Origin of the sequence: Actinomadura madurae (genome assembly GCF_047130825.1) — a bacterium.
GTDB classification, from domain to species: domain Bacteria; phylum Actinomycetota; class Actinomycetes; order Streptosporangiales; family Streptosporangiaceae; genus Spirillospora; species Spirillospora madurae.
On record NZ_CP083237.1, the window covers coordinates 299,952 to 325,798 of the forward strand.

General features: G+C 65.4%; 24 protein-coding genes and 1 pseudogene. 17 read left to right on the forward strand and 8 right to left on the reverse strand.

Features of this window, described 5'->3' with window-relative positions:
• The first annotated feature begins 5 nt into the window (after positions 1-5).
• Genes K8Z49_RS01335 through K8Z49_RS01345 form a run of 3 tightly spaced genes read left to right on the forward strand, consistent with a single transcriptional unit; the run spans position 6 to position 3,179 of the window.
• Positions 6-1,721: a CocE/NonD family hydrolase gene (locus tag K8Z49_RS01335; RefSeq protein WP_412517428.1), complete on the forward strand. Its 1,716-nt coding sequence runs from the start codon at positions 6-8 to the stop codon at positions 1,719-1,721.
• A gap of 55 nt (positions 1,722-1,776) precedes the next feature.
• Entirely contained in the window at positions 1,777-2,001 is a 225-nt protein-coding gene (locus K8Z49_RS01340; protein WP_412517429.1) for a hypothetical protein, read from the forward strand.
• Positions 1,998-3,179: an adenosine deaminase family protein gene (locus tag K8Z49_RS01345; protein ID WP_412517430.1), complete on the forward strand. Its 1,182-nt coding sequence runs from the start codon at positions 1,998-2,000 to the stop codon at positions 3,177-3,179. The genes K8Z49_RS01340 and K8Z49_RS01345 overlap by 4 nt, the downstream gene beginning before the upstream one ends.
• Here the strand turns inward: K8Z49_RS01345 and K8Z49_RS01350 are convergent.
• The gene (locus tag K8Z49_RS01350) at positions 3,128-3,847 is read right to left on the reverse strand and encodes a GntR family transcriptional regulator (protein WP_412517431.1); all 720 of its coding nucleotides are present in this window, start codon (positions 3,845-3,847) and stop codon (positions 3,128-3,130) included. The genes K8Z49_RS01345 and K8Z49_RS01350 overlap by 52 nt on opposite strands.
• Positions 3,848-4,417: 570 nt before the next feature.
• On the opposite strand from K8Z49_RS01350, the gene K8Z49_RS01355 reads away from it, so the two are divergent.
• The 7 genes from K8Z49_RS01355 to K8Z49_RS01385 all read left to right on the forward strand — a co-directional run bounded on the left by K8Z49_RS01355 (position 4,418) and on the right by K8Z49_RS01385 (position 11,665).
• Positions 4,418-5,263: an ABC transporter ATP-binding protein gene (locus K8Z49_RS01355; protein WP_412521325.1), complete on the forward strand. Its 846-nt coding sequence runs from the start codon at positions 4,418-4,420 to the stop codon at positions 5,261-5,263.
• Positions 5,260-6,009, forward strand: a complete 750-nt coding sequence (locus K8Z49_RS01360) for an ABC transporter permease (RefSeq protein ID WP_412517432.1) — start codon at positions 5,260-5,262, stop codon at positions 6,007-6,009. Before K8Z49_RS01355 ends, K8Z49_RS01360 begins: the two co-directional genes overlap by 4 nt.
• Positions 6,006-6,770, forward strand: coding sequence for an ABC transporter permease (locus K8Z49_RS01365; protein ID WP_412517433.1), 765 nt, complete (start codon positions 6,006-6,008; stop codon positions 6,768-6,770). Before K8Z49_RS01360 ends, K8Z49_RS01365 begins: the two co-directional genes overlap by 4 nt.
• 173 nt (positions 6,771-6,943) lie before the next feature.
• Complete coding sequence (locus K8Z49_RS01370; RefSeq protein WP_412517434.1) at positions 6,944-7,459, forward strand: flavin reductase family protein; 516 nt, start codon at positions 6,944-6,946, stop codon at positions 7,457-7,459.
• Between the two features lie 58 nt (positions 7,460-7,517).
• Complete coding sequence (locus K8Z49_RS01375; RefSeq protein ID WP_412517435.1) at positions 7,518-8,618, forward strand: mandelate racemase/muconate lactonizing enzyme family protein; 1,101 nt, start codon at positions 7,518-7,520, stop codon at positions 8,616-8,618.
• Positions 8,615-9,544: a 5-deoxy-glucuronate isomerase gene (gene iolB / locus K8Z49_RS01380; protein ID WP_412517436.1), complete on the forward strand. Its 930-nt coding sequence runs from the start codon at positions 8,615-8,617 to the stop codon at positions 9,542-9,544. Before K8Z49_RS01375 ends, iolB begins: the two co-directional genes overlap by 4 nt.
• A gap of 474 nt (positions 9,545-10,018) precedes the next feature.
• Complete coding sequence (locus K8Z49_RS01385; RefSeq protein WP_412517437.1) at positions 10,019-11,665, forward strand: AMP-binding protein; 1,647 nt, start codon at positions 10,019-10,021, stop codon at positions 11,663-11,665.
• Positions 11,666-12,092: 427 nt separating this feature from the next.
• Here the strand turns inward: K8Z49_RS01385 and K8Z49_RS01390 are convergent, their stop codons facing one another.
• The 3 genes from K8Z49_RS01390 to K8Z49_RS01400 form a co-directional block, all read right to left on the reverse strand.
• Positions 12,093-12,662, reverse strand: a complete 570-nt coding sequence (locus K8Z49_RS01390; RefSeq protein WP_412517438.1) for a TetR/AcrR family transcriptional regulator — start codon at positions 12,660-12,662, stop codon at positions 12,093-12,095.
• A 366-nt stretch (positions 12,663-13,028) separates the two neighbouring features.
• The gene (locus K8Z49_RS01395; protein ID WP_412517439.1) at positions 13,029-13,502 is read right to left on the reverse strand and encodes a MaoC/PaaZ C-terminal domain-containing protein; all 474 of its coding nucleotides are present in this window, start codon (positions 13,500-13,502) and stop codon (positions 13,029-13,031) included.
• Positions 13,502-14,548 carry a zinc-binding dehydrogenase gene (locus tag K8Z49_RS01400; RefSeq protein ID WP_412517440.1) on the reverse strand — a complete coding sequence of 349 codons (1,047 nt, stop codon included), beginning with the start codon at positions 14,546-14,548 and terminating at the stop codon, positions 13,502-13,504. The genes K8Z49_RS01395 and K8Z49_RS01400 overlap by 1 nt, the downstream gene beginning before the upstream one ends.
• A gap of 612 nt (positions 14,549-15,160) precedes the next feature.
• Between K8Z49_RS01400 and K8Z49_RS01405 the strand changes: the two genes are divergently transcribed.
• Together K8Z49_RS01405 and K8Z49_RS01410 are read left to right on the forward strand one after the other, a co-directional pair.
• Positions 15,161-15,457: a hypothetical protein gene (locus K8Z49_RS01405; RefSeq protein ID WP_412517441.1), complete on the forward strand. Its 297-nt coding sequence runs from the start codon at positions 15,161-15,163 to the stop codon at positions 15,455-15,457.
• Between the two features lie 97 nt (positions 15,458-15,554).
• Complete coding sequence (locus tag K8Z49_RS01410) at positions 15,555-15,950, forward strand: ImmA/IrrE family metallo-endopeptidase (protein WP_412521327.1); 396 nt, start codon at positions 15,555-15,557, stop codon at positions 15,948-15,950.
• 545 nt (positions 15,951-16,495) lie between these two features.
• Here K8Z49_RS01410 and K8Z49_RS01415 read toward each other — a convergent pair.
• Positions 16,496-17,068 carry a hypothetical protein gene (locus tag K8Z49_RS01415; RefSeq protein WP_412517442.1) on the reverse strand — a complete coding sequence of 191 codons (573 nt, stop codon included), beginning with the start codon at positions 17,066-17,068 and terminating at the stop codon, positions 16,496-16,498.
• A gap of 432 nt (positions 17,069-17,500) precedes the next feature.
• Here K8Z49_RS01415 and K8Z49_RS01420 point away from each other — a divergent pair.
• From K8Z49_RS01420 to K8Z49_RS01430, 3 genes and pseudogenes are all read left to right on the forward strand, one after another.
• Positions 17,501-18,707, forward strand: a pseudogene (locus tag K8Z49_RS01420) (IS256 family transposase).
• A 170-nt stretch (positions 18,708-18,877) separates the two neighbouring features.
• Positions 18,878-19,078: a helix-turn-helix transcriptional regulator gene (locus K8Z49_RS01425; protein WP_412517443.1), complete on the forward strand. Its 201-nt coding sequence runs from the start codon at positions 18,878-18,880 to the stop codon at positions 19,076-19,078.
• A gap of 1,163 nt (positions 19,079-20,241) precedes the next feature.
• A complete protein-coding gene (locus K8Z49_RS01430) occupies positions 20,242-20,553 on the forward strand; it encodes a hypothetical protein (protein WP_412517444.1) in 312 nt (103 codons plus the stop codon).
• 455 nt (positions 20,554-21,008) lie between these two features.
• Here K8Z49_RS01430 and K8Z49_RS01435 read toward each other — a convergent pair whose 3' ends face one another.
• On the reverse strand, positions 21,009-21,233 hold the full coding sequence (locus tag K8Z49_RS01435) for a DUF397 domain-containing protein (RefSeq protein ID WP_412517445.1): 225 nt from the start codon (positions 21,231-21,233) through the stop codon (positions 21,009-21,011).
• Between the two features lie 24 nt (positions 21,234-21,257).
• Entirely contained in the window at positions 21,258-22,112 is an 855-nt protein-coding gene (locus K8Z49_RS01440) for a helix-turn-helix domain-containing protein (RefSeq protein WP_412517446.1), read from the reverse strand.
• Positions 22,113-22,468: 356 nt separating this feature from the next.
• On the opposite strand from K8Z49_RS01440, the gene K8Z49_RS01445 reads away from it, so the two are divergent.
• Together K8Z49_RS01445 and K8Z49_RS01450 are read left to right on the forward strand one after the other, a co-directional pair.
• Positions 22,469-23,059 carry a hypothetical protein gene (locus K8Z49_RS01445; protein WP_412517447.1) on the forward strand — a complete coding sequence of 197 codons (591 nt, stop codon included), beginning with the start codon at positions 22,469-22,471 and terminating at the stop codon, positions 23,057-23,059.
• A 447-nt stretch (positions 23,060-23,506) separates the two neighbouring features.
• On the forward strand, positions 23,507-24,478 hold the full coding sequence (locus K8Z49_RS01450; protein WP_412517448.1) for an IS481 family transposase: 972 nt from the start codon (positions 23,507-23,509) through the stop codon (positions 24,476-24,478).
• A gap of 65 nt (positions 24,479-24,543) precedes the next feature.
• Here the strand turns inward: K8Z49_RS01450 and K8Z49_RS01455 are convergent, their stop codons facing one another.
• Entirely contained in the window at positions 24,544-24,933 is a 390-nt protein-coding gene (locus K8Z49_RS01455) for a hypothetical protein (protein WP_412517449.1), read from the reverse strand.
• Positions 24,934-25,847: the final 914 nt, after the last annotated feature.

Here is a 25,847-nt window from a genome sequence, read left to right on the forward strand (position 1 = left end):
TGAGAGTGGCAGCAGACCAGACGATCGAGACGCTCGCGACCAAGGACGTTCCGGTCCCGCTGAGCGATGGCACGACGCTCCTCGCAGACGTGTACCGCCCCGGAGACGACCAGCGGTACCCGGTGATCCTCGCACGCACGCCGTACGGCAAGTCCGCGCCCATGAAGCAGGCATGGCCGCTGGACGTGGCCACCGCCGGCTTCGTCCTCGTCATGCAGGATGTCCGCGGCACCGCCGCCTCCGGCGGTGAGTTCACCCCATTCGTCAACGAGGCCGTCGACGGAGCCGACTCGGTGCGGTGGTGCGCGCAGCAGCCATGGTCCGACGGTCGCGTCATCATGCTCGGCGGTTCCTACCTGGCCCTCACCCAGCTTCTGGCCGCGTCGAGGCCGGCGCCTGGACTTGTGGCGATCGCACCGGGCATCACACCGTTCGATTTCTACGAGGACTTCCTCTACCCCGGCGGTGCCTTCCATCTCGGCACGATGATGTGGTGGTCTCACGTCCTCTCCGTGCTCCAGTTGCTGCGCAAGGTCGGCACGGAGGACGTCGGCGCGCTCTTCCAAAGCTGGGCGCAGATGGGCGACGCGATGTCCGACTGGCAGCGGACGATGCCGCTCACCGACGTCCCTCTCTTCCGTGAGCTCGTCCCGGCTTGGGGCGACTGGCTCGGCCACCCCACACGGGACGGCTACTGGGAGGCGCTTTCGGTGCGGGATCGCGTCCCGAAGATCACCGTGCCGGCCATGGTCCAGGGCGGATGGTTCGATGTTTTCCTGAAGGGAACACTCGACGCCTACACCGCGATCAGGGGCGGAGCCGGGCAGGGCGTCGCGCGGGAGCGCACCCGCCTGATCATCGGGCCATGGTCGCACGCCACCGGTGACCGCGTGCTGGGGGAACTCGACTTCGGCTTCTCCTCGAGCGAGATGTCCATGCAGATGTGGCCCCGGTACCTCGACTACTTCCGGGAGTGTCTGGGGGAGGGCGGGCCGGTGAGCGGTGCGCCGGTGAAGTTGTTCGTGATGGGGGCCAATGTCTGGCGGGACGAGCAGGAGTGGCCCCTGGAGCGGGCGGTGACGACGAAGTACTACCTGCACTCCGGTGGGGGGCTGTCGGCCGAGCGGCCGCTGGTGGAGGCGACCCCCTCCACCTACGTCTACGACCCGCGTGACCCTGTGCCCAGCACGGGCGGGCGGACCCTGCTCCCCGGCGACAACATCGCCTTTCGGGCCGGGCCGCGGGATCAGCGGGCGGTGGAGGAGCGGCCGGACGTGGTGTGTTTCTCGACCGAGGTGCTGGACGAGGACATCGAGGTGACCGGGCCGGTGGAGGTGGTGTTGCACGCGGCGTCCAGCGCGGTGGACACCGACTGGACGGCGAAGTTGGTGGATGTGCATCCGGACGGCCGGGCGATGAGCGTGGCGGACGGCATCCTGCGGGCTCGTTACCGGGAGGGGTTCGAGCGGCCGGTGCTGATGAAGCCGGGTACGCCGTACCGTTTCGTGATCGATCTGGTGGCGACGAGCATGGTGTTCAAGGCCGGGCACCGGATCCGGGTCGAGATTTCCAGTTCGAACTTCCCGCGTTTCGACCGGAACCCCAACACCGGGCGGCTGCCGGCGGAGGAACTGGAGACCAACATGATCAGCGCCGAGCAGACCCTGTTCCACGACGCGGCCCGGCCGTCCTGGATCGCCCTGCCCATCGTGGCCAGCTGAGGCGGCATCGTGCGTTCGAGTGGCCGCGCGTAGCGGCCGGGAAGGGGGCTGTGACGTGGTGACGGCGAAGGACACCGACCTGGAGCCCGGCGTGGCCGCGCTCAGGGCCGAGTTCGGGTCGGACCGGGTCGGCTTCGCGGACCTGGTCTGCGATCGTCGCCCGCCCGGGGCGATCACCCCGCCCATCTCGGAGCGCCGATCGTTCGCGAACGGTGCGCGGGCGCTGGCCGCCGTCACCGGACGCCGCAGGCGCGGGAAGAGCATCATGGTGACCGCATGACCGAGCAATCCGGGGCGTCGCGTCCGCAGTTGGTCAGCGGAGTCCGGGCGGCCGGCGCGGCCGGGGAGGCGATGGCCGCCGCGGGTCCAGCCGTCGTCGCACGCCTCGCCCGGCTGCCCAAGGCCGATCTCCACCTTCACCTGGAGACGGCCATGCGGTGGACGACCCTCGCCACGCTGCGAGCGCGTGCGGGCGAAGCGCTTCCAAGCCGTCCGGTCGCGGGCGTGCTCGAAGACTTCGAGCCGGTGCGGGCAGCCGTCGCCGGGGTGCTGCGCGCGCCCGAGCGGTGGGCCCGGCTCGCCGATGAGGTGCTGAGCGACTACCTGGCCCAGGGTGTCGTCCACCTCGAACCGAGCTTCGTCGCCCGCAACTACCGCGGCGCCTTTCCGAGCGACGAGCACTGCTGGATGCACGTGCTGGAGACGTTCGGTGCCGCCGCCGAGCGGCACGGGGTCTCGATGGGATTCATGGCCGCGGTGGACCGGGTGCGCGACACCCCCGAGTCCGCGCTGGAGTTGGCCCGGTTGGCCGTGCGGCTGCGGCCGTACGGGATGACTAGCTTCGGCCTGCACAGCCAGGAGATGGGGTATCCCGGTGACCGCTTCGCGGCCGCCTTCCGCGCCGCGAAGGACGGCGGACTCCTGGTCACGCCGCACGCTGGTGAGTTCGCCGGTCCCGCGAGCCTGCGTGAGGCGCTCGACACGCTCGGCGCAGACCGCATCCAGCACGGCGTGCGGGCTGGCGAGGACGCGGATCTCCTCGCCCGGCTGGCCGAGGAGAGAGTCTGCCTGGACGTCTGCCCGACCTCCAACGTCGTTCTCGGCGTCGTGCCCTCGATCGGAGCGCACCCGCTCCCGCATCTCATGCGGGCCGGTGTCCCCTGCAGCCTCGCCGCCGACGACCCGATCTGGTTCGACACGTCGATCTTGGGCGAGTATGTACGCTGCGCCGTAGAGCTCGGTCTGGACGATGCGGGCTTGGCCGCCCTGGCGCAGGCGTCCATCACGTACAGCGCGGCTCCGCCGGCGGTCAAGGACGCGGCGTCGGACGCGGTGGCGGACTGGCTCGCCGCCAGCCCCGAAGGGCAGGTCGGCCACGGCGCACAGCGCCGGGACGGTTCGGCGGATCAACCCTCCGTGGCCGCGGGCTTGGAGGCCAGGACCAGCGACATCACGTGATGGATATGGTCGGCGAGCTGGCTGCTGGCGAGCTTGGGGTCTCCCGCGCGGATCGCCGCGGCCACCGCGACGTGCTCGCGTGCGCACTCGACGGAGTCGCCGCCCGACGGTTCGGTGTCGCGCTCCCGCAGCGCGGCGACCAGGACCAGCGTGTCCTCGATGTTCCGGCGCAGGATGGTGTTGCGCGCCGCGTCGGCGATGGCCAGGTGGAAGGCACGGTCCGCCTGGCGGAAGCCGGCGGTGTCGCCGGCCGACGCGCGAGCGAGCGAGAGCTGGGCCAGCTGCAAGATGTCCTCATGCTGCTGCGTCGAGGCGCGGTTGGCGGCGTAGCGAGCGGCTGTCGCCTCGATGCCGGCGCGGTACTCGTACGCGTCGCGGATCGAGCGGACCGACGGCCGCACGACGCGAAGACCCCGCCCGACCGGTTCGACCAGGCCGATGTGCCGCAGGCGCAGGAGGGCCTCGCGCACCGGGGTCTTGCTGACCTGAAGCTGGGAGGCGAGCGAGGCTTCGCTCACACGGCTGCCGGGAGCGAGCCGGGCGTTGACGATGTTGTCGCGGATCGCCTCGAAGACTGTCGTGGTCAGGTTGTCGGGTCGTGGCGGCAGGGGCTCGAGAGCCTGGGTCGACGCCTGGAGCGCGGCGTCCGTGGAGGACGCGGTGCTCATCGGGTCACCTCGGGGCCGATGCGGATAGGAGCGTAACCATTGAACATATATCGTATCCTACAACGTCTTCTCCGGCCTCCGTACCCAAGCATGGAACCACAGCGCGATCTGACGGTTCCAGGAGCGGATCCAGAGATCAGGACCATCGTATATGAGTCGCTGTCGTGCGCTCCGCGGCCGCGGCGGCAGCGCTTGGCGTGCATGATCTGGCATGGCGGGTGCGTGGCGTGTGGCTGAAGTCGGCCTGGACCACCCGGCCGCCGTGGTCCGAGCGCCGAACGAGCCGTTGTCCACTTGGCATAAGACAAGGTCTTGACGTTTCGGTGTATCGTATATCAAAATTGAGCTTGTCGCGACGGCGCTCGATAGCAAGGGCCCCGGCCGAGTGCCGAAGCCGGAGTCCGAAGGCGGTCCGCGCGCCACGGCACGGTCGACCCGTTCACCGTGCGGGAGCGATCCGCGCAAACTACATCCGGCCCGAATCGCGCAGCGGCTCCCCCGGCCCAGGCGGCCGAGGCCGCACCAGCGGAGCTCGGCAGCCGCGATCTGGGGAGAGGTTCTCAAGTGTCCATGACGGTGAGAGGCAAGCGGTTGAAGCCTGGCGACGCCAGTGATGAGAGCGTGAACGAGGAGCCTGGGCGGGCTCCGGCGCTCGCCCTGTCCGACGTATCGCGGAAGTTCCGGCTGAGTCGCTCCAAGAGCGTCGTCGCCCTCGAGCACCTCGACCTGTCGATCGCGCAGGGCGAGTTCGTCGCCCTCGTCGGTCCGTCCGGCTGCGGCAAGTCGACGGTTCTGCGCATGATCGCCGGGCTGGACAACCCGACCACCGGCGAGGTCCAGGTGTCCGGGGAGCCGCCCGAGGCACTCGCGAAGTCCCACCAGCTTGGGGTGGCCTTTCAGGACCACGCGCTTTTGCCCTGGCTGTCGGTGCGCGGCAACGTCGCGCTGCCGTATCGGGTGGCCGGACGCAAGGTCGACCACGAGCGGGTGCGTGAACTTGTCGAACTGGTCGGTCTCGGGAAGTTCATCGACGCCCGGCCGGCTCAGCTGTCCGGGGGGATGCGGCAGCGCACCTCCATCGCCCGCGCCCTGCTTCTGCAGCCCAAGGTGCTGTTGCTGGACGAGCCGTTCGGGGCACTCGACGCCGTCACCCGGCGTCGGCTGAATCTTGCCCTGCAGCGGATCTGGCTGCTCGAACGGACGACCACGGTGCTCACCACCCACTCGGTCGAGGAGGCCCTGTTCCTCGCCGACCGCGTGGTGGTGATGTCGGCCGGTCCAGGGCGCATCATCGATGAGTTCATCAGCCCCTTCCCGCGCCCGCGCGTCAACGAGATCAGGCATGAGCCGGACTTCCAGGCCATGACCGCCAAGATCGAGGGGCAGCTCGATCACGCGAACGCCGACAACCTATGATCACCCGGGCCGCCGCCGTATGGACGGTCCTCGGCGTCGTCATCCTCGCTGGCATCGACGAGTGGATCGGCCGCAGTCAGGTCTTCGGCGACTCTTGGCCGCCGCTCAGTACCGTGCTGCGTCAGTACGGGTCGGAAACGACGCGATCGTCGCTGTCGTACGCCTTCGAGGCGACGATCCCCGCTGCGCTCAAGGGCCTCGTACTCGGCATGGTCATCGGAGTGCTCCTGGCGGGCGCCGGCTCGCTGCTGCTGATCCTCGAAGATGGCCTCGCCAGCGCAGCCGCGGCCGTCCACGCTATCCCGATCATCGTCGTCGCGCCGGTGCTGGTGAGCACGACCGATCGCAGCGACATACCGATGTACCTCGCGGCGTTGAGCAGCCTGTTCGTGGCGTACGTGTCGGTCGAGCGTGGCCTGCACAGCAGTCGGCCGGCGCACGAGGACGTTTTCACGGCGCTGGGCGCCGGCCAGGTGAGACGGCTCCTGCACCTGCGCGCGCTGGCGGCGATCCCGCTGACGCTCGAAGGTCTTCGGCTCGCCTTCACCGCGTCGATGCTCGGTGCGGTGCTGGGGGAGTGGTTCGGCTCGCCGCGGGGAGTCGGCGTGCTGCTCGTGTCATCGATGCAGAGCGGCGACTCCGTTCTGCTGTGGACGGCGGCGCTGACGACGTCGTTGATCACGCTTGTGGGTTACGGCGTCATTCTCGTCGCCGAGGTGCCAGCACGGAGGCGATTCCTGGGATGAGTACATATCGTGTAAAAGGCGGCCTCAACAACGCCCTGCGCCGGTGGTGGCCACTACTGATCCTCCTCGGATGGTGGCAGCTGACAGTCAGCGTCTCCAACGTCTCGCCGCTCATCGTGGTGCCGCCCGAAGTGGTCGTCCGACAACTGATCTCGCCAGGGTGGATGATGTCCTCTCTCGGCTGGACCATGGGGACGACCGTGCTCGGGTTGGCGCTGGGAATGGTTATGGGCGTCGCCCTTTCGCTGGCCTCCTGGTGGTCGCGCATGGTGCGGGCGATGGTGACGCCCAGCGCGATGATGCTGCGGACGGCGCCGATCGTCGCGTTCATCCCCGCGATCGCCGCGATCGTGGGGTACAACAGCAAGACGGTGCTCGTAGTCGCGGCGGTGTTCTCGTTCTTCCCGACGTTCGTGTTCGTCTCGGCCGGGCTCGCCAAGACACCTCTCGGCTCCAACGACCTGCTGCAGGTGCTGGGAGCTCGACGCGCCAGCCACCTGCTGTACCTCGCCATGCCGTCCGCAGTTCCGGGGATTCTACTGGCGCTGCGGATATCCGCCCCCGGCGCGATCCTCGGCGCACTGGGCGCGGAGTTCCTCGTCGGGCCGAAAGGACTGGGCAGTCTCCTCCGTGAGACCCAGTTCAATCTGCAGACCGATCGATCGTGGGCGATCGGTGTGGCGGTGACCGTGATCTCTCTGCTGAGTTATCAACTCGCTTCACTGATGGACCGCGTGATCGGACAGCGATTCGTCGCGTAGCCGGGACGACGAGACCGGAGTCAACCGAAAGGAACGAACATGGACGTGGCGATGTCGCAACGTGCCCTCCAAGGGATCCCGGGTCCGGTGCCGCCGGCATCAGCGGCGGCCTGGCACGAGTCGCTTGGGAAGGTCGAGGCCATGACGGGGACGGCGAGGGCGGGTGCATCCTGATGCTGGACGGATCGTCCACGACCGCGTTTGGTGAAGGGTTCGACGATCTCGAGTTCCGTCGCGCGATGTCCTGCTTCCCGTCCGGTGTGGTGGCGCTCTGCGGTTTCGACGGAGACGAGCCGGTCGGCATGGCGGTCGGATCCTTCACCTCCGTCTCGCTCGCGCCCCCGCTCGTCTCCGTCTGCGTCGCCCACACCTCGACCACTTGGCCACGGCTCAGATCCCTGACCGCGCTCGGCCTGAGCGTGCTCTCCGCGGCCCAGGCCGAGATGAGCCGAATGCTCTCGGCCCGCGGGGTGGACCGCTTCGGCCAGGTCGACTGGCGGCGCCTGCCCTCCGGCGCTGTGGTCGTCGAGGGTACGGCTCTGACGCTCGACTGCCGGATCGAGTCCGTGATCCGGGCGGGCGACCACGACGTGGTCATCCTCGAGGTGAAGACCTTCAACTACGACGTGGGCATAGCCCCCCTGATCTTCTACGGCAGTGAGTTCCGAGAACTGTCTCGGCGGACGTGACGGGAAAGCCGCGGCCGGACGTTCGAGACATAAGGGGTGACTTGTGAGAATTGCAAAGGTGAGCGCACGTCCGGTTCGCGTGCCGCTTGCGACGCCAGTGAGCTTTTCGACCCGCCGGGTGACGGCGCGCGACTACCTCATCGTCGAGGTCACGGCCGCCGACGGATACGAGGGACAGGGCTTCGCCTACATCGGCACGTCCGGTGCCGAGGTGGTCGCGAGCTACGTCGAGAACATCCTGTCGCCGACCTTGCTCGCCCTTGCCTGCGAGGCGCCGAAGGGCGTGTGGCCGAGGCTCTACCACGAGTCGCTGCTGCTCGGTCGCGGTGGGCTGGGTATGCGGGCGCTGGCCGCGGTGGACATCGCGCTCTGGGACTTGCTGGCCAAGCGCTGCGATGCCCCGCTTCACCGCGTGCTGGGGCTGGCGGACGACGACGTGGCGGCGTACGCGTCGGGTGGCTACTACGGCAAGGGCGGTGACCCTGTCGAGGACGTCCACGACGAGTTCACCGTCTACGCTGAGCTTGGGTTCCAAGAATACAAGATCAAGGTCGGCGGCGCCGCGCTCGATGTCGATCTCGCGCGGGTCGCGGCGGCTCGCGAGGTTGTCGGTGCGCAGGGTGAGCTCGCCCTCGACTGCAACAACGCGTGGCGTTCGGCGTGGGACGCGCTCGCGTTCGCGCGCAGCGTCGCGGAGTTCGACATCCGCTGGATCGAGGAGCCGCTCGCGCCCGAGGACTTCGCAGGCCACGCCGAACTCGCCCGCCGCACCGACATCCCAGTCGCGACCGGAGAGCTGCTGACGAACCGGCGCGATTTCCGCGAGCTCATCGATCGGGGAGGCGCCTCCGTCATCCAGGCCGACGCGGGCGTCATGGGCGGCATCACCGAGTGGTCGATCGTCGCCGGATTGGCCCGCGCCAACGATCTCGTGCTCGCGCCGCACTGGCACGCGAACCTGCACTCGCAGCTGATCGCCGGGGCGGGCTCCGGGGAGATGGTCGAGTACTTCAGCGAGCGAACCGACATCTTCAACTTCGAGAGGCTCCTGACCGCGGACTCCAAACTCGTCGTGCGCGACGGCCGGGTGGTCCGATCGCAGCTCCCCGGTGTCGGTGTGGTGTTCGACCCGGGCGCTCTCGCCGAATACGCGGCATGAGGGGCGACGACACCGGGATCCACCTGCCGGACGGCGCCCTTCGCCACGGCGACGATCCGGTGCTGCTCACGGCCGGTCGGGCGGGCTGGAGGTACGCCGGGCTCCGCGTGCTCGCCCTAGAGCCGGGGATACCCCGGACACTGGACACTGGTGACCACGAGGTCTTCGTGCTGCCGCTCGCCGGTGGTTGCGAAGTAGCAACGGAGACCGAGCGGTTCCACCTGCGGGGTCGGACCTCGGTGTTCAGCCGGGTCACCGACTTCGCCTACCTCGGCCGCGGCCGCTCAGCCCGGCTCAGCAGCGTGGCATCCGCGCTGATCGCCGTTCCGATGGCGCCGGCCCGCCGCTCGCTGCCGGCCCGCTATGTACCAGCGGACGCCGTGCCGGTCGAGGTCCGCGGTGCCGGCAATGCGACCCGGCAGGTGACCAACTTTGGTGCGCCGGGTGTGTTCGACGGCGCCGACCGGTTGATGGCCTGCGAGTTGATCACCCCGGCCGGCAACTGGTCCAGCTATCCGCCGCACAAGCACGACACGACCTGTCCCGTCGCCAACGAGGAGATCTACTACTACCGCGTCGCCGTGGCCGGCGGGACGGCGCCGAGCGGCAGCGGGTTCGGCCTACATCGGACCTACGACGACACGCTGGACGTCACGGTCGAAGTCCACGACGGTGACGTGTGCCTGGTGCCGCATGGTTACCACGGCCCGTGCGCCGCTGCGCCCGGCTATGACCTGTACTACCTGAACGTGCTCGCCGGACCCGGAGAGGAGCGGTCGATGTCCTTCTGCGACGACCCGGCCCATACGTGGGTGCGCGAACAGTGGGACCGCGAATCCGCTGATCCTCGCTGCCCCGTGACCTCCGCGACCGGTCGTGCCGACCGGGAGGGCCCTCTGGAGGATCCATCGCGACTCCGGCTCTGATTCCGGCTGGGTTGAGTTGGGGCGTCCCTCTACCGTCGGGCGGCAAGGGTGATCAACTCCCGACGGGCACGTCCTGACGGCTTCCGAGGCCCGGCCCGGTACCTGCATCCGCTCCGCGGTGGCGCCCGGGTCTCCGAGCCCAAGACTGCGCTCAATAACGTGATCGTCGAAACGACGGACCAGGCATGACCGCGTGTGCCGACCTCACTGAGGCCGATCGAAACCGGCTATCTGCGAGCCCAATTGCGGGAGACATACGTCGAACTGCCTGTGGACCAGCAGGAAAGGCCATAAATGAGTAATTGACTGAATATTTGTAATTTCACCGTTGACTTGACAAGGAGCAATGATGCAGCACTCCCGTGTGAATGTGGTTCGTGTCGCGGCTCTGGACCCTGATGGGCGGCGGCTGTGCAGTGCCATCGTGCGGCTGCGCGGGGTCCGGAAGGGCCGGCGATGAGGGCCGCTGACCGGGTGACCGAGCTGACCGGCAGGTTCACGTCGCCTGAGGTGAACGTGGCCTTGCTGCTGTGCGACCGGCACCCTGCTGACAGGGTGGCGTTCACGGTGGTCGATGCCGCCGGAGGCAGGTCTGTCCTGACCTTCGGGCAGCTCGCGGCGAACTCGCACCGGTATGCGCGGGCGTTGCAGGAGCTCGGTGTGGGACCGGGCGATCGGGTGGCGACCCTGATGGGCAAGAGCACCGAACTCGTCACCGTCATCCTCGCGCTCTGGCGCCTGGGCGCGGTCTACGTCCCGTTGTTCACCGCGTTCGCCCCCCAGGCCATCGCCATGCGCCTGGAAGGCTCGGGTGCGCGAGTCGTGATCGTCGACCCGGATCAGCGGTACAAGCTTGACCCCGGCCCGGACATGCCGGATGATCCGCAGCGCCGCATCCTCGTCGCGGGGACCGCCAGGTTCGGCGATGACGTGATGCTCAGCGACCTCATCGCGGCCGCCTCGCCGGAGCCGGGACCGGCCGTCGCCGTCGGCGGAGAAGGGCCGTTGGTGCACATGTTCACCTCCGGCACCACCGGCAAGCCCAAGGGCGTCATTCACCCCGTGTCGTACCTCGCGGGATGGCAGGTGTACCTGGAGTATGCCCAGGCAGTTCCCCAGGATGGCAGCTATTGGTGTGCGGCTGACCCGGGGTGGGCCTATGGGCTGTACGCGGCCATCATCGCCCCGATGGTCGTCGGCATCCCCAGTCTGCTGTTGGCGGGCGGATTCTCCGTCGAGAAGACCTGGCGGACGCTCGTCGACCATGCGGTGACGGACTTCGCTGCCGCCCCGACCGTGTACCGGCAACTACGCACCTCTTCGGTGCCCGTGCCTCGGGGGCTGTGCCTGGAGAGAGCATCCAGTGCCGGGGAGCCGCTGACCCCCGAGATCAACGAGTGGACCCGCCGCGCGCTCGGCCTGGAGGTGCACGACCACTTCGGCCAGACCGAGATCGGCATGACTCTGGCCAATCACCATCACGCCGAGCTCGCCCGGCCCATCAAGACCGGGTCGATGGGGAGGCCGCTGCCCGGCTGGAGCCTCACCGTCCTAGCCGAGGAACGGGACGAGCCGGCTGGAACCGGCGTGCTCGGCCGAATCGCGATTGATGTCGCGAGCCCGCTGATGACGTTCCGCAACTACCAGACGCCGGGCCAGAGCGCGTCCAAATTCACCGCGGACGGCCGCTGGTACCTTACCGGTGATACCGGGTCGGTCGACGCCGACGGCGACTTCTTCTTCACCTCGCGCGACGACGACGTCATCATCATGGCCGGCTATCGGATCGGGCCGTTCGAGATCGAGAGCGTCCTCGCCCAGCACCCCGACGTCGCCGAGTGCAGCGTTATCGCCGCACCAGACGAGGCTCGCGGCGAGGTCATTGAGGCGTATGTCGTCGTGAGGAAGGGCAGCGCCGCGTCACCGGAGTTGGCCGCCGAACTGCAGGAGTGGGTCAAGACTCGCTACGCCGCACACGCCTATCCCCGGGCGATCCACTTCATCGAGGGCCTGCCCAAGACCCCCAGCGGCAAGACGCAGCGCTATCTGCTGCGGAGCCGCGACGAGCCGAACTCGCCGACCGAGATGGACAGTGACCGACACGGACCCCGTCCTCACTGAGCAACGCAGGCCCGTCGTTCGGTACTGTTGCGGCGCCAAATACCTGCGCATCGGCCCAGCTCAAGAGGCTGCTCTGATCGAGATGCGTCTGCCAGGGTGGTTCCGGTACACAAGGCATGGCGGCGGGGTACTACAACGGGTTGCCGAAACTCCGCAGGAGTGAGACGGGCGACCGGAGCCTTGGCCAGGGCGACCGTCTCCCGAGTCTGAGGTCTCATCGGCCAGTGCGGCTTGAGATTCCGCCGAGCGGTGTTCGAGTCGTCGTGTGAACTCGATGATCGAGCGGTGGGGCAGACCCGCAAGCGTGAGTTGCGGCGGCGCACATTGATCGGCCGTAGAGCAATAGTCAATACCTGTGGATTTGATCTTCGGGCTCTTCCGGTGGGGGCGTGCGTTACTCCCCGTACACGCGGGATGGGGTGCCGTTTTACATTTGGCGCCCGCCCTCGCCCAACGCCGGGGGCATGGTGAGGCCGTGCAGCAGGAGATCCGCCATCTCGGTGTACGCCTCCCCTGCGCTGAGCCCAGTACTGGCCAGGAGTGCCCCGGACTGCACCCCTTCAATGGCCAGCGCCACGAGGTGCCCGGCGAAGTGGCCGTCGATCGGACGCAACGCCCCACCCTCGACACCGGCAGCGATCAGCTCTTGCACACGTCGGGCCGCAGCCTTGGAGTTGACCTGGTAGATCTCCGCGGTGGGAGCAAAGCCGATCATGTCGGTGTAGAACTCCGAGGAACACCGGCTCATCGCCTTGCCCACCCCCGACAGGTAGGCCGGGATGCGTTGTTTCGGATCGGCCACAGCGGCCACGGCCTGCTCGATCTGCTCGGTCGCCTGCTGGAAAAACCGCTTCGTCACCGCCGTCACCAGTTGTTCCTTGCTTCTGGCAACGCTGTAAAGCGTTGCCTTTGAGCACTGCAGGCGGTGCGCCAGATCGTCCATGCTGAGGGCCTTGAAGCCCTCAGCGAGCATGATCTCTTCCAGGTCCCTGAGCAACGTAGCACGACGCTCCTGGTCCACTCGCCGACGACGTATCGATCCATGATTCGAATCCCGTGCCCCAGCCATCACAGAACAAGTATGACGTGGGCTCCATCGCGCGTAGAGATGACCAGTGAGGCGGACCGCCCGCGGTGAAACCCGACCCGATCCCCGTCCGGCCTCCAGGCCACCGTCGAACAGGGATCTTGCAACGCCAGAACAGGCTCCTCAAGGCTGTCCTGGAGGCGGCCCGGACAGGTCGTGATCACGCGGGGGCGGTAAGCCCGCAGTGATGCCATAGGTGGCGATCGGCTTGGCGATCGAGAGCCGGTCCGGGCAGCCCCTGGGTTTTACAGTCGGTTGATGGTCGCTTGAGTCGGATCAACCACCCGGGTCCGATCGACCCGAGCCGACAGACCGAGCCTTGATCAGCAGACTGATGGACCCCGACTGGACGACGGTTCCTTCCTGGTTCGAGAGGCGGAATCGACGCCCGAGCACCCCAGCCGTGCCGCTGCTCGTTCTGCGCGTCGATACGATCTCGATTTCGCAGGTGATGGTGTCGCGAGCGAAAACGGGCGAATGAAATGTCCAGTCTTCGACGGTCAGGAGCGCGATCGAGGTGCCTTCAAAGATACCGAGTGTCGATGCGAGGCCCATCGCCGCCGAGATGCCAAGCATCCCGTGCGCGATCGTTGTGCCGAACCGACCCTGCTTCGCGTATTCCACGTCGGTATGCGCCGGGTTGGTGTCCCACGTCAGGTTGGCAAAGGAGGAAATATCGGATTCAGTGATCGTGCGTCCCTGCGTGCGGAAGACGTCACCGACGCTGAAATCCTCCAGGTAATAGCCCATCAGTTGGCTCCGAACGTCACGACGACTCGGCCGCGCCGTGTCCCCTCCGCGAGGTCACGGAGAGCGTTGGGCGCCTGGGCGAGGGTGAGGATGGCGGAGGGTACAGACCGTAGGCTGCCGTCCTGAAAGAGGGGATTCAGCCGATGAGCGATTTCGAGACCATAGGACGGTGCGGTCTCGGTGACGAACTCTCGCCATGCGGCTCCCGCAACCGTGATGTTGCGGAGCAGGAGACGGTTGAACCCCACCTCCGGGATCTCGCCCGAGGCGAACCCGACCGAGATGACTCGCCCCTCGGGTGCGAGCAGCCGCAAGTTCTCCCTGGTCCAGGAACCGCCGACCGGGTCGATGATCAGATCGCCGCCGGCTTGCCCGACAGCGGCGCGCACGTGTTCGGCCCAGTCGTCTGCGGGGCTGATCCACGTGTGGTGACCGCCGGTCGGGGGCCAGTTGGCAGGTGGGCCGTCCCCCCGCCCGACAGAGATCACTTCGGCGCCCAGCGCCAGGGCGAGTTGCGCCGCGGCGTTTCCCACCCCGCCGGCCGCGCCGTGCACGATCACCCGCTCGCCTTGCTGCAACCGTCCTCTGCGGACAAGTGCGAAGTAGGCGGTATGGAAGTTGACGGTACTTGCTGCCGCAGCGGCCGGCTCCAATCCCGTCGGTGCGGGATAGACCCAGTCTTCGGGCACCGCGACCACTTCCGCGCACCCGCCGTACGCACCTGTTAGGGCAACGACTGCCTGACCTTCGGACCACGAGGAGTCAGCCGGCGCCGACCGCACCGTGCCGTACACCTCCATACCGGGGACGAACGGAAGGTCGGGCTTGATTTGGTACAGCCCTCGTGCAATGAGAGCGTCCGGAAAACCGAGGGCAGCCGCCCTCACATCAATAATGACTGAGCGGCTCGGTGTGGGTTGTGGGGTCACGCGCTCAGCCACAGTGATGGCAGCGTGATCGTCGAAAGCGCCCACCACCAGTGCTCTGATCATCGCCTTCCTCCCAGGTGTGTTCGGGATCTGGATGACCTGAAGCGTCGCTGTCATCCGCGCAGCAGACCGAGCGCTGCTTACGCCTGCACTCTTGGCTCGCGGCAGCGACCGCCCCCTGCCGCGCTGGTGACGAACACCACCACCGGCCGGTCCGTTGATGGGTACAAATGTACCGCTTTGCGTACCCAGTTGCTCTGTAGTGTTGCACAGTAGGTGTCTGGCGGGTAATCCCGTAACGGGAGGCCGAGCGCACATTGGGCGGACTTGGGGCGCCAGTCTGAGTACCGGGTGCCTACGCCACCGGTGCGCCGAGGACAAAGCGTCCGGGACGGCGCGTGGCTCCCCCCCCGAGATCATGCCGTCCAGCGGTGTGCATAGGACTCCGCTCGTGAAGGACGCCATGACCGCCCAGCCGCGCCGCCGTGCGTTCTGCAACCTGCAACGCCGCATCCGTCGCCGTCAAGCCACGACCGGTGAGCCCCACATGGCCTCAGCCGCCGCCGTCGAGGCCGAATGGGAACGAGGGCAGCGTTTCTGCCCGACCTTTCGGTGCCCGCCGACGTAGCGGCCGTCGTCCGCAAACCGGACTGATCCCGCTGGAGCCTCTGGACTTGTCGATCTCCTCGGAGCGGTGGTGCCGATGGTGCGGCGAGGTGGTCGACGTCCGTGCCGGCAGAAACGGTTCTTCCAACCCGCGATGTTCCGGGTGAAAACCACCCCTGTGAGGTCATCGCGACCAGGCTCGCGCAAGACCCCAACCTCACGCCTGCCGCGGCCGAGTCGATCGCTGAGGTCGTCCGCGAGCTCTACTGGACGCTGGCGAAGAAGAACGCGGAGGTGACCGTGCACCTCCGCGCGGCCAAGACCTTCACCCCCCGAGCCGCGAAACTCCTCGGAGAAATCCTGTCGGAGATGCAGCACCAACTGGAATCAGGCTCTCCGCGTCTAGGACGGGGGACATAGCGGTGCGCCGGGGCTTCAAAGCCCAGGCCGAACGGTTGGCTGACAGGACCAGAAGCGACATGGGCCTTACGGCCGCCACGCCCGTCGATGTCCGTGTATTGGCCCGCCACCTCAACATCGAGGTTGTTCCTGCGGACCAGCTTATCGACATCCGAAAGCTCCAAGAGCTCATCGCCGAACAAGACGGGCCTTCTCCGCCGCCTCGTTTCACCTCCCCGGTGATCGCGTAGTCATCGTCTGCAACCCGCTTAACGACCCGGCACGAACGAACAGCGACATCGCCCACGAGATCGCGCACATCCTGCTGCGCCACGAGGTCAGGGAACTGCAGACCCTCGGGGGGAACGTCTTCTTCACCTGTGACCCTGACCAGGAGGAAGAAGCCAACTGGCTGGCAGGCTGCCTCCTCCTCCCACGCCAGATCCTCCTCCGCGAAGCCTTCGCCAACGCGCCCGCCGACCACATCGCCGCCAAGTACCAGGTCAGTACATAGATGGCCCGATTCCGCCTCAACACCAGCGGTGTGAACCTACAAGTGCGACGCGCCCAGCAATCACGATCTCGGAGGTCACGAGCGTAGACGGCCCGTGTCGCACTCTTGATCATGGCTGCTCTTCACGACCGGCTTGGTGGGGAGTGCTTGATGGTGCCGCCTGCGCTGGGCTGCGGACCTGCGGATTCACGCCCGTTGAAGTGCGTTGCTGACTGCTCTGGCGGCTCTGGCCGCTGGTTCTGTGCGCGACATGACCGGCTGAGCGGGTGACGAGTACCCGGTTTCGGGGCGCTGCCAGGGTGGATGCTGGACCCGGATTGAGCCGCCGAGCCGCCACCGAGCCGCCACGGGGACGAAGCGGGGCATGTCGGGCGGTGGACAAGCCGGGCAATCCCGCGTTTGCCCTGGTCAGGGGTAGTGGGTCGCGTGGGACTCGAACCCACAACCTACGGATTAAAAGCGGCATCGCGGGTGGAGTTGCCGGATGTGCGTCGTCCGGTCGCTGTACTTAACCGGGTTGAATCGAGGGAATGTCGAGATCAATGCTAAGTGAGCTTGCCATGCTCGAGTTTTTCGAGTTCGAACTCAAGGTTCGTAGATATCTTTTCTAGAATATATGGCACATAGAGGTGTACGCTCTCAAAATCAGAATCAGTCGTTACTGGATCGAGAGGCTTGTTTCTGTGGTAATAGTTGATGTAGTCAACAATGATCTGTCGTTCATGGCGGGGTAATGCTTGGAATGGGTCGCGCGCCATATGGTCGTGAGAACTGGACAGGTGAATGAAGGTGCAGCCAAACCTGTAAACCATCTTGGGCCAGCCATCTGAAATTCCCGTATTATCTACCATCTGCTTATCGAATATTGGTTTTCCTGATGTGCTTCTCCAGCGCTCACCATTCACCGAGTCGGCAAGTAGTTGGGTCTGACGTTCGGGTGGCTGTGAATTCAGATAGATTACGCGGACCATTGAGTCTAGCTCTTGTCGCAGGATTCCTACGCTAATCGATCGCCAGCCATTTTCTATGACGACGGGCATGGCTTCCTGGTGCTCTACTGAGCGCTGTCGGACTTGCCGGCAGAAGATTCTTAGATCATTGCTCTGTTCCGTGTCCATGGTGAGATGATAGTGATGAAGGTTAGTCTCGACTATGTATCAATCTGATCCGCTCCTGGCCACATCAGGCCTGGCGTAGTGGGATTCGCCCGGCGGACGTGGCCGGGCCGGTCCATCAGTGCTTCGAGGGTGATCGTGCCGCGGCCGGGCGCGTAGCCCGCTTTCCGCAGGACGCCGGTCTCGTTGGAGTCCGGCAGCACCCGGTTGATGACCGCCGTGGTGTACCCGGCGCGCCAGCAGGGTGTGCTTCTTGCTGCTCTCCTTGAGGCGGTCCAACTCCTCGACCACCACGAGCGGGGATGGGGAGTGTCTAATGAACGGCGGATCCGATGATCAAGGAGATGCCAGGTGACCGACACCGCCGCCGAGAACGAGTCCGCCGAGCCGGTCCAGACACCGCCGGCTGCGGCGTCGGACGATTAGTTGATCGCGATGCTGGTGGACCGTGCCCGAACCCAGGGGCTGCAGCTGACCGGCGAGGGCGGGCTGTTGCAGCAGCTGACCAAGCGGGTGCTGGAGTCCGCGCTGGAAGGCGGGATCACCGACCATGTCGGCTACGACAAGCACGACGCGTCCGGCCGGGGCAGCGGCAACAGCCGCAACGGGACCCGGGTCAAGACCGTGCTCACCGACGTCGGGCCCGTGCAGGTCGAGGTGCCCCGCGACACCGCCGGCACGTTCGAGCCGCAACTGGTCCGCAAGCGGCAGCGCCGGCTGACCGGGGTGGACGAGATGGTGCTGTCGCTGTCGGCCAAGGGCCTCACGCACGGGGAGATCAGCGCGCACCTGGCCGAGGTCTACGGCGCGAGCGTGTCCAAGCAGACCATCTCCACCATCACCGACAAGGTCATGGACGGCATGGCCGGGTGGCAGAGCCGGCCGCTGGACCGCGTCTATCCCGTCTTGTTCGTCGATGCCATCAACGTCAAGATCCGGGACGGACAGGTGGCCAACCGGCCGGTCTATGTGGTGATGGCGGTGACCGTGGAGGGCCACCGCGACATCCTGGGCATCTGGGCCGGGGACGGCGGCGAGGGCGCCAAGTACCGGCTGCACGTGTTCACCGAGTTGAAGAACCGCGGCCTGGACGATGTCCTGATGCTGGTCTGCGACGGGCTGAAGGGCCTGCCCGAGGCGGTGGAGACGATCTGGCCCCGCACCATCCGTCCAAACCTGCGTGGTGCACCTGCTGCGCAACTCGTTCCGTTACGCCGCCCGGCAGGACTGGGACAAGATCGCACGTGCGCTCAAGCCGGTCTACACCGCCCCGAGCGAGGACGCGGCCACCGAGCGGTTCCTGGAGTTCCAGGACGCCTGGGGCCACAAGTATCCCGCGATCGTGAAGCTGTGGTCGGACGCGTGGGCCGAGTTCGTGCCGTTCCTGGCCTTCGACGTGGAGATCCGCAAGGTGATCTGCTCCACCAACGCGATCGAGTCGGTGAACGCCCGCATCCGCAAGGCCGTCCGCGCCCGCGGCCACTTCCCCAACGAGGCCGCCGCCCTCAAATGCATCTACATGGCACTGATGAGCCTGGACCCCACCGGCAAGGGCCGCAAACGCTGGACCATGCGCTGGAAGGCACCCCTGAACGCCTTCCAGATCGCCTTCGAAGGCCGACTCACCCCGACCATCCACTGACCACGCAACCAACCAAGATCAGCCGTTAACTTGACACACCCACCTCACGTCACCCCTCACGCAGAACCGTTCCCCTTCGACAAAGGCGAAGGCACCTGCGACAGCGGCTGGTGCTTACCTGATCAGCCTGCTTCGCCGACAACGGAGATTCCGAAACCGGAGGTCACTGCATGCAACCGCTGACGAACGCCGAACTTGCCGAGCTGCCCACCGTCGTTGCCATCACCACCGCCGCGCGAGCTCTCGGTCTCTCCCGCACCTACGCCTATCAACTCGCCAAGACTGGCCACTTCCCCTGCAAGGTCCTCCGCATAGGCCCCTGCTATCGGGTGCCCACGGCCGCCCTTCGATCCCTGCTCAGTTCCGATTAGCCCCTGGCGGGGGCGAGCCTTCGGTTCGGCAACGCGGGACGGCCAGGATCGCCTGAAAGCCTGGATCGGGTGCCTACCACTCGCGTGCCCCAGTCATCTGGTGACGCTTGTATCGGCGATGGAGTCGGTAGCGGCAATCAGTCGGAGAAGCGAGGGGCGTCGCTCCGGGCTGCATCAATCTCGCCTCCCTGAGGCCGCCGAGAACGCGCCGCGTCGGCGTGCCTGTACGGGCCCTTCTCGACCAGCGTTATGAAGACCCCTCGGCCGTGAAGGCCGCTGTGACCAGGCCGATTGGCCCCAGGAATCGGCGAGGACGCCGCCAGCTCGCGAAGCCAGGATGGGCTTTGCATGGGTCAGGGGCCGGATCTGCGGATCTGGCCCCTCGACTGGACGGCCACCCGGCCGAACCTCACGCGACTTCTGCGCCCGCGACATGGGAGCCGCCAGGCGGCTCGGCACGTCCTCGTTCCACGTTCGTCTGCGCTGGGGCTGGGGGCCTTGGCCGCCGCCCGCTTGGCGTTGTTGCTCGTCAGCCGGTGAAGTCGGCAACGTGAGGAGGGGCCTGCCCGGGCCCAGCGTGCTGGCTGAGTCTGCCAGAGAGCGTGGTCTCGCGTGGCGCCCTCGTGCTTGATCTTCCGCCCCTTGGAGTTAAACACGTGGCAGGCGTCGGCTCTGGGGTTGGGTGCTCTTGTGGTCCCGTGTGAACCGGGCGAGTGCCGCGAGGGGCGGCTGGGTTCGCTAACGAACGGCTAACAAACGATCAAGAGGTCGGTCCTCCGTGGTGGAGAAACGGCCTCTGAGCTGGCACTTCTTGTCGGGACGGCGGGATTTGAACCCACGACCCCTTGACCCCCAGGACGGCGGGGGAGTGCTCTTCGCAGCTCACGACACCATTCGAACGTGTGTGCGATGTTCGGCGATCAGGGCTATGTTCGTCTTGATGCATGGCGTGTGGTCCCCAACTGGTCCCCGTCATTCGACGGTGTTGCTTTTGGTCTTGAACCCTTTTGAAGTGCATGCCGTCTGATATCAGGAGGTCGAAGTGGCATTCCTGGACCAGGCCGCTGCTCTCGCAGGGGTAATCATCGGAGCTTTGGGCTCTTACCTGACGAGCAGTCTCACCGAACGCGCCCGTTGGCGGAGGACGAGAACGGAACGATGGGATGAGAAGAAGTTTCGAGATCTACGCAAACTACGCCAACGCGCTGAAGACCCAGATCAGTATCGGGCAGCGCATTGCCGCTCACCGTGGGCTGGCGTACACAGTCGACCCGCTGGAGCCTGAGGAGGGGACGCGGCTCCTCGCCCAGGCCGAGTCGCGGCGTCAGGCTGAGTGGGAAGCTGTGCTGCTTGTCGGAGACGCGGAAACCGTCGTAGCGGCCAGAGCACGGCATGAGGGCGTCTGGAACATCGGGCTATGGGTCCGCGGACTAAAGACGATCAAGAGGGCTGGGTTGCTGCCGTACAGCGCGTGAGTCGGGCTCGCGATGACTTCTACTCCTGTGCTCGCCGCGATCTTGGAATCGCTGGGCCGCCTCCACCCTCCGGCCCCTGGCCCCGAAACTGGCAGCAAGACGAGCCTGACGACGCGATCGAATCTGACTAGGGGGCAACCGCTCGGTGCCGGCATTCGTCACCGGCGCACTTGTGGATCAGTTGGCCTGTAAGCCGGGTTCTTCGCAAGCACCCCTGCAGACCTGTGCGTTCCGGTCGACACGCCCTCTCACCAGGAGTTCCAGCCCTCGACGTTTCTCGCCGACTCGCACATGATCGCAAGCTCATGTGCCCTCGATGTGCCCGCCCTGGTGACGTCGCCCTCAGCAGCTCTTTTCGTTGGCTCCCTTGTGCGCGAATAACCAACCCCCAGCAGCGCATCGATTGACCCTCCCATGGGCGACGCTAAGAGTTGATAGAAGCGTTGACTGACTGGTCAGTGAGTTGAGACGTCGAATCCCCCGGTCTTCACATGCATTATCAACGATCGCCAATCTTGCAGAGACAAGCACAGAATGCCTCCGCGTGGATCTTTGGAGTCGCGGATCAAGATGGATGTTTCGACGACCCTGCTACCGCCTGCGACTTCTACACAGTCGGCCGAGTCGGAGTGAGTGCTTTTGCGCCATTCTGGAGCAGTCAAAGATGAATAGCCTTTCAAATACTTATCCCTCTCAAGGGATATTTACCTGATTTCCTCAATCGCTTTCGAGATAAAGTCCTGCGTCTCTCTCTCGGTGAGCGCTCTTCGCTGGAGTTCCTCAAATGCCAGCATATACCGAAAGGCCCTTTTTTCGTTTTCAATGAAAAGATCTCCGGTCATTTCTTCTACGTGCACCACATCCGGAAGAATATCTCCCGAGAAGCTTAGTATATTGAAAGACACACCGATACTGGGATGGGCGCCCTTAGTGAAAGGTAGAACTTGAATCGTAATGTCCGGCCGTTGACTTAGCGTCAATAGATGGTTCATTTGTTCGCGTGTTACCTCCGCCCCACCGATGAGTCGGCGAATGACGCCTTCTTCCAGGATCGTCCATATCTTCAATGGGTCTTTTTCTGTGATGCGTTTCTGGCGTTTGAGGCGAATCTCAACTTTGCGCTCAATCTCACCAGGTGGAAGCTTGGGCACTGTGTTGCGAATGACGGCCCTAGCATAGCTCTCGGTTTGCAATAGTCCGTTGACGATACTGAGCCGGAATGAACGCAGAAACGATGTTTCGTCTTCGAGACCGATATAGGTGCTATAGCCCTCGGGGAGGTCGGCGACGCTTTCCCACCAGCCTCGCTGTTGAGCCGAGCGCGCCAGCTCGACCAGCCGCTCCTCCTGTGCCTCCGGGATCTGGTACAGGTTCAGCAAGCGTTTGACGTCCGCGACTGTAACTGCGGTGCGGGCGGTTTCGATCCGCGACACTTTGGCGGAGGACCAGCCCAACTCGGTAGCGGCCTGCTCGCCAGTGAGGTTGGCGGTGATCCGGCGTTGTCGCAGCTCTCGGGCTAGTTGACGAGCTCGGACAGTCGGAGTACGAGCTTCGGGCATGGGTCTCTCCCCTGGCAGTCGGAGCCAGTTCACTCCTGCCAAGTGCAAGCTAGCACGGGTAAGTACATGCTGGCGTACATGCAAACTTGCAAACATGCTTGCAGTCACGGATGATTGGGCGAGCGGGGCCCAGTGCGCTTCAGGCGCAGGAGGTGGATGCTAGCGATGATCTTGAATAGCGCGAATGTCGGCGTCGCTGGGGTCCTGCAGGGGTATCGGTGGCTATAACTTGGGGGTCGCCGCCTGGAGGTTTGCCTGCGCTGGCATCGCCGGGAACGTCCACGACGCTTGGCGGGGTAGGGCTCGCCTATCAGTTCGTCGTAGGGGTAGACGTTGAGGGGTTCAGCAGTCTATCGATGCTTGATCAGATGCGTATCCAGGAAGATCTCGCTTACGTCTTGGACGGTGCAGCGGCGCAGACCGGTCTTAATCGAGCCACTTGGCATCGCCAGGTGGCTGGGGATGGGGAGCTCGCCTTTCTTCCTGTTGATACTGATGGGCTTCGCCTGATTGCGACTTATCCGAATAAGATCGCCCAAGTGCTTGGACAGCTCAATAGATACCGCACTCCTTTGCCGCGTATACGCGTTCGGCTGGCAATGGACCACGGGACGCTAATGCCTGGCTCTTTTGGCCCTGTGGGGCAGGCGCCAATTACTGTCCGACGATTGTTGGACTCTCAAATACTCCGAAATGAACTTCTCGACACTGAAGCAGATCTTGTTCTTATCGTTTCACCAACGATTTACGATGGCATCGTCAAGACTCAACTTGGCGGCTTGGAACCTTCACTTTATCACCTCGTCAAGGTTCGTGCGAAGAACGTAAACTATGACGGTTATATCTATCGCGGGCTCTTCGGCATTGAAGAAATCGTTGTACAGCGAAGCGTGTGGTTACGCTTCCGAAGGACTGCTTCTAGAGACAGTCGAATAGTAGAGCCATGACTCTTTCAAAAGCACGAAACTGCTCTTGTAGAGCTGGACGGTTCCGGACTTGCGTGGGGGCGGGGCCTCGTAGCCTGGATCGGCGGGCGGGCGGCACCTGCCTGCCCGCATTGGCCCGTCGTGAGGCCCCGCGCGGGGTCCCCGCGCAAGTCGGGAACCGGTCAGCGGCACGGGCGCGGCCAGCTCGACCCCGTGATCTGGTCTCCGTCTTCGTGCGGCCCCGTGACGTCTGCTGCTTTTCGCGTCTGCCGACCGGCGTCGGCCTGGTCCCGTAGCTGGCGCCTGAGCAGAGGCGGAGGGCCAGGCGCCGAGTCGGCGGCGCGTGCGGCCCGGTACTCGGGCCGCCTTGAAGACGTACAGAAAGTCTGCACAGAGTTCGGGACGCTAGCTTCTAAAACTGACGCTCATCGTTGACACCTGGGTCTCCGGCCACTACGGAGATCATCTATGTCGCCCTCCAACCTCCAGTCCGACCGCCCCAATCCGCCGCTCGACCGTGAGGCCAAGCGGCGCCTGGCCGTCATCCGGCACGTCGAGGAGGTCACCGGCAACGTCGCGATGACGTGCCGGTACTTCGGCATCAGCCGGCAGGCCTACTACATCTGGTACCGCCGCTACCAGGCCGAGGGCGTCGAGGACCTGCGCACCCGATCCAAGCGACCCCACACCAGCCCGAACGCCACCCACGTCGAGGTCGTCGGGAAGATCATCTACCTGCGGCAGAACTACCACTTCGGGCCCGAGAAGATCGCGATGTACCTCAAGCGGTACCACGACATCACCATCTCCAAGTCCGGCGTGTGGCGGATCCTCAAACGGCTGGACATGGGCCGGCTGCCCGCCTCGCAGCGCTACAAGCGGCACGACAAACGCTGGAAGCGGTACGAGAAGCAGCTGCCCGGCCACCGACTTCAGATCGACGTGAAGTTCATCGAGCCGATCGCCGGCGCCGCAACCGGACGCCGCGGCGGCCGCAACAAGTACTACCAGTTCACCGCCATCGACGACTGCACACGGCTGCGGGTGCTGCGCATCTACCCGACCCTCAACCAGAAGACCGCGATCCAGTTCCTGGACTATGTGCTGTCGCGTCTGCCGTTCCAGGTCGAGGTCATCCAAACGGACAACGGGGCCGAATTCCAGTCCGCGTTCCACTGGCACGTGCTCGACAAGGGCATCGCGCACACCTACATCAAGCCGCGCACGCCACGGCTGAACGGGAAGGTGGAACGCTCACATCGCATCGACGCCGAGGAGTTCTACGCGATGCTCGACGGCGTCCTGATCGATAGCGCCGAGGTGTTCAACGACAAGCTCCGCGAGTGGGAGGACTACTACAACTACGATCGACCGCATGGCGGCCTCGGCGGCCAGACCCCCTACGAACGCCTCAAGCAGAAGACCCAGGCCCAGGCGTAAACGATCATCGTCGGTTGCACATTCGGGACGCTAGCTGAGGTGCTGACAGGACTCCGACTTGACGGCTATCCGGCGGCTGCTTGCAGTTGGCGAAGATGGTCCAAGTACTCGACGGCGCGCGGCTCTGACTCGTGCTGCTCCTTGATGACGGCCCCGAGTTCACGGGAGACCATGAGCAGACTCGGTAGTGACTTACGCTCGCCATGTAGGGCACGCTCGCCGAAGTCCACGGCTCTTTCCACGTCGCCTTCCCTGGCGGCAATCAGCCCGAGAGTTATCCGTGCTTCCGCGTTCCGCATTGGTGAGCGTTCCACCCCACCGGCGTCGGTCCCTATCCGGATGACGTCCTGGGCGTAGGTCTCCGCAAGCTTGTTCTCGGCTGCGCTCGATGGCTGGTCGCTACCGAGCAACCGGTAGCAGTCCATGGAGTAGAAGTCCCACTTGGACGGGTCCACCGCGAAGTGGTGATCCAGGTTATCCGGGTAGGCAGTCGCTCCAATAGGGTCCGGCCTTGGTCTAGGGCTACTTCGACCTGTCGACGGTCACCGATTCGCGCCCACGCCTTGGCCTTCTGGGCGTGGAGCTGCACGGCTGCGCGTGAGTTGGGTGCCATGGCGCTACCGGCTTCTGCGGCAGCGATAACGCCTCGGAAGTCTCCTCGGGTGAGAGCGAACCACGCGCGCATTTCCTGTGCCCACGCCATGACCTCGGCATCGCCCGACTCCTCGCCGAGACTAAGTGCCGCCTGCCGGGTCGCCTCGGCCGCTGATCGGTTGGTCGTGTCGTACTCGACGCACCCGACCAGGGCAGCCAGCCAACCCGCCAATGACAGAATCTCCTGGTGGTGAGCCAGCGACAGATGCCGGTCCAGCAGAGTCGTGATGCGGCGAAGCCACGCCCGTCCCTCAATGAGCAACTGATCGGCTGGCATGTGCGGGTACTCGCTGCATAGCCGGTCAACGGTGATGCGGAGTCCTTCGAGGACTGCCGGGTCGGCCGATGATGCGCGCAAGCGCGTGAGGATCTCCAGCGTGTCCATGCCGGTTCCGGCAACCAGCATGGCGTCACTGTCCCGGCTACTGGCCTCCGGCCAGATCGCTGCGGTGACCGTGCCGAACGTCTTGGCGATGAGCGGTCGGTAGTCATCATCGGGCCGGGTGTCGCCGCTCTTCCATGCGTGTACGCGGCGAAGCATCGACGCCTTGCCCGGCAGTTGCCGGTTGGCGTGGGCCCGTAGAGCCTCGATGAACTGGGGCTTGTTCCAACCGCGGGCTTCTCGTTCAGCGGTGATCCGCTTTGCCCAATCTGGGCGCTCCTCTGTCACGAGGTGCTCCTCCCGCTTCGGTGTCGTCTCCAGTCTGCGCATGTC